Below are 3694 nucleotides of genomic sequence, written 5' to 3'. Positions count from 1 at the left end.
CCCTCTCCCGCAAAGGCGGGAGAGGGTTGGGTCAGGCGGCTTCGGCCAGTTCGCCCATCAGGCCGGCGGTGATCGCGAGGCTGCGCTTCCTCGCCTCTTGGTCGAATATCGCGCTCGCGACCAGCACCTCGTCGACGCCCGTGCGCGCCGTGAACGCCGCGATCCCGCGCGCCACGGTCGTAGGCGAGCCGACGGCCGAGCATTGCAGCACGTGGTCGAGCATCGCGGCGCCTTGCGCGCCCAGGCTCTCGCGGTAGCCCTCGACCGGCGGGGGTAGGGGGCCGGGGGTGCCGGTACGGAGCGCCACGAACGCCTGCTGCTGCGAGCTGGCGAGGAACGCGCCTTCCGCGTCGGTGTCGGCCGCGAACACGTTCATCGCCGCTATCGCGTATGGCCGTGCCATGGTGGCCGAGGCACGGAAGTCGCGGCGATAGATCGTCATCGCTGTGTCGAGCGAGTCCGGCGCGAAGTGGGAGGCGAAGGCGAAGGGGAGGCCGAGCGCGGCGGCGAGCTGCGCGCCGAAGGTGCTGGAGCCCAGGATCCACATCCCGGGCCGCGCACCCGCGCCGGGGGTCGCGCGGATGCCTGTACGCCCGTCGTCGGCAAAGTAGCTTTGGAGCTCCATGACGTCGCGCGGGAAGTCGTTCGCGTCGCTCGTCAGTGTCCGGCGCATCGCCTGCGCGACCCGCTGGTCGGAGCCGGGGGCGCGGCCGAGCCCGAGGTCGATGCGGCCGGGAAACAGCGCGTCGAGCGTCCCGAACTGCTCGGCGATGACGAGCGGCGCGTGGTTGGGGAGCATGATCCCGCCCGCGCCCACCCGGATCGTGCTCGTCGCGCCAGCGATGTGCGCCACGACGACGGCGGTCGCGGCCGACGCGATCCCCGCCATCCCGTGATGCTCGGCCACCCAGTAGCGGGTGAAGCCGAGCGCCTCGGCGTGGCGGGCGAGGTCGGCGGCGCTCGCCAGCGCGCCCGCGACGGTGCCGCCCTGCACGACGGGAACGAGATCGAGGAAGGAGTATGGGGTCATGGAAGGCAACATGGGCGCTGCCCGTCAGAATACGAACCCGTAGCGCACCGCCAGCCCGCGGTCGTCATTCCCCCTGGCGACATGCCCCGGATCGCGCCGCCAGAACAGGTTGCCCTCCAGCGTCCCGGCCCCGAGCGGGAGCGCGTAGCGGGCCTCGACATCGAGCTCGCGGCCGGTCGGGGCGAGGCTCAGCGACTGCCGCGTCCAGGCATCGACGCGCCGCTCGACGTAGCTCCAGTTGGTGGGCAGGACGAGATCGAGCCCGCCGCTCGCGACGCGCAAGGGTTGGGCGATCCGCAGGCCCGCGCCGTCGCCCGGCGCGAACAGCCCGGCCGCGCCGACATCCGCCGACCAGGCCGCCGAGCGCAGCAGCCCGCCGCCCTCCAGCCCGCTCAGGCGCGCGGTCGTCCAGCCGCGGCAATAGCCTCCGCCGAGCGTCCAGCGCCCGCCGAAATCGACGCGCGCGCCGGCGTCGGCGAACCAGCTCGTCCCCGCCGGGCCGCCGAGCGCGGAGCCCATGCGAGCGCCGAGCAGCGTGTCCCGCTCGGCGAGGCGGCTGCCCGTCAGCGTCGCGGCGACCGGCCCGACCTGGCGGTCGAGCGACAGCGCGACGCGGTCGTAGCCCGACTGCCGCCAGCGGCCGCCGCGCAGGTCGTCGTCGCGGCGCGAGGAGACGCGGCCGGACTCGGCGGCGATCGTCACGCCGAGGTTCCCGAAGCGGTGGCGGAGTGCGGCCGCGCCGTCCGCGCCCGCGTCGAAGCCGTGCCCGCCCGCACCGGCGATGAGGAAGGCGGGTTCCGCGCTTCCGCTCAAGCGGGCACCAAGGGCTTGGCCGCCCGTGCCGAAGCCGAAGGCGAAGCTGGCGCGAGATCCCAGCCGCTGCGTGACCGATCCCGCGACCGCGCGCGCGGCCTGCGCGTCGCCGGGGGCGAGTTCGGCGCGGCGGAGCTGGACGCCGCGGTCGCCTACCGGCGCGAGCGTCATCGCGACGCTCGTCGCGTCGGTCGCCATGCCGACGGTGCGGATGCGCCCGCCGCCGAGCGCGCGGACGAGCGCCGGGGTCGGCGTGTCGCGCTTCAATCCGTCCGCGAGGTCGACCGCGAACGCGCGGGAGAAGCCGTCGAGGATGACCGCGCCCGCGCCGCTCGCGCGTGCGTCGCCCATCGGCGCGGACAGCGTGCCGCCGCCCGTGAGCGACACCGCCGCGCCCGATCCGGCGACGGACACGACGCCCACCGGCTGGAACGCGCGCGACAGGTCGAGCACGCCGCGACCATAGACCGGGTCGACGCCCGCCGCGCCCGCGTCACGCGCGGTGGTGAGCAGCAGATCGACGATCTGCGCGCCCGTGAGGTTCGGGAAAGCCTGCGCCAGCAGCGCCACCGCGCCCGAGATCTGCGGCGCGGCGAAGGACGTGCCCGACCACAGGAACGGCGTCCCTTCCTCGTCGGGCGCGCGCACCCGCTCGCCCACCGCCGACAAGAACGCGGGCGCGCCCGATCCCGCGCGGTCGCTGAATTCCGATATCGCGTCGCCCGCGCCGACCGATCCGGCGATGATCACCTGGCCGCGCGCGACGCCGGCATCGAGCGCCACGAGCGAGAAGGGGTCGGGATCGGCGGTGCCGTCGTTGCCGCCTGCGATGACGATCACGATCCCCGCCGCGGTCGCGCGTGATACCGCTTCGCGCAAGGTAGGGGGCATCGGGTCGCCGCCGCCGAGCGATATGTTGATCACGCGCGCCCCCGCCAGCCGCGCGGCGTCCACCCCGCGCGCGATCGCGTCGGTGCCGAAGCGGCAACCGGAATCCTCGTCGTCGACGGCCTCGGTCGCGCAGGAGCCCGGGCGGTCGGCGCGGAGCGCGATGAGCGTGGCCTCGTAGGCGACGCCGTGGGTGCCGACGCCGTTGCGCCTGCCCGCGACGGTGAAGGCGACGGCGGTGCCGTGCCCGCCCTCGTCGTCGGCGCTCGCATTGCCCGCCACGTCGCGCGAGGCAGCGGACAGCCTCCCTCCGAACTCCTCCGATTGCAGGTCGACGCCGGTGTCGATCACCGCGACGCCGACGCCCGCCCCCGTCGCGGCGCGGCGATAGGCGGCGAGCGCGTTCATCGACACCGCACCCACCGTCGCGCGGTATTCGGGGGTGTCCGCCGTAGCGGGCGGGGTCGGGGTGGGGGTCGGCGCGGGTGTGGGGGCGGGCGCGGGTGTCGGCGTTGGCGTCGGCGTTGGTGTCGGAGCGGGTGCGGGTGCGGGCGTGGCCACGGGCGGGGCGGGGGTGGACGCGGGTCCGCCTCCTCCTCCGCCGCACGCGCCGAGCATCAGGGCCGCCGCGCCGGCGCCGATGCGCCACCTCCATACCGCCATCACGCATGCTCCCGTCGATCGCCAATGCCAGTAGATGCGACTGGTTTATCACGGCTTAATGACCGACCGCCACCGCGCTTGCCGCTCCGCGCCGCGGGCCCTAGACGCCGGCCCCGATGATCCGCGAACTCGCCCATATCGACAGCTGGATCTTCGACCTCGACAACACGCTGTACCCCGCGCGGTCGAACCTGTTCGAGCGGATCGACGCGCGCATGACGGCCTATGTCGGGCGGCTGCTCGGCGTCGACCCGGTCGAGGCGCGGCGGGTGCAGAAGCTGTATTTCCACGGCCACGGCA

2 protein-coding genes and 1 pseudogene are annotated in these 3694 nt (G+C 74.6%); 1 reads left to right on the top strand and 2 read right to left on the bottom strand.

Annotated features, from left to right (window positions below; translation table 11 throughout):
- Positions 1-31: 31 nt before the first annotated feature.
- Positions 32-1030 carry an LLM class flavin-dependent oxidoreductase gene (locus ACFE7F_RS15670; RefSeq protein ID WP_375404778.1) on the bottom strand — a complete coding sequence of 333 codons (999 nt, stop codon included), beginning with the start codon at positions 1028-1030 and terminating at the stop codon, positions 32-34.
- 24 nt (positions 1031-1054) lie between these two features.
- Entirely contained in the window at positions 1055-3394 is a 2340-nt protein-coding gene (locus ACFE7F_RS15665; protein ID WP_375404777.1) for a S8 family peptidase, read from the bottom strand.
- A gap of 116 nt (positions 3395-3510) precedes the next feature.
- On the opposite strand from ACFE7F_RS15665, the pseudogene ACFE7F_RS15660 reads away from it, so the two are divergent.
- Positions 3511-3694 (top strand): annotated as a pseudogene (locus ACFE7F_RS15660) (pyrimidine 5'-nucleotidase); the annotation flags it as partial.

It is taken from the genome of uncultured Sphingomonas sp. (assembly GCF_964235535.1).
Taxonomy (GTDB): Bacteria; Pseudomonadota; Alphaproteobacteria; order Sphingomonadales; family Sphingomonadaceae; genus Sphingomonas.
The sequence above is the reverse complement of the archived record's forward strand: the minus strand, read 5'-3'. Positions and strand labels throughout refer to the sequence as shown.

Coding starts and splice junctions, on each gene's coding strand:
- ACFE7F_RS15670 (WP_375404778.1), bottom strand. CDS start 1,030: ATGACCCCATACTCCTTCCTCGATCTCGTTCCCGTCGTGCAGGGCGGC.
- ACFE7F_RS15665 (WP_375404777.1), bottom strand. CDS start 3,394: ATGGCGGTATGGAGGTGGCGCATCGGCGCCGGCGCGGCGGCCCTGATG.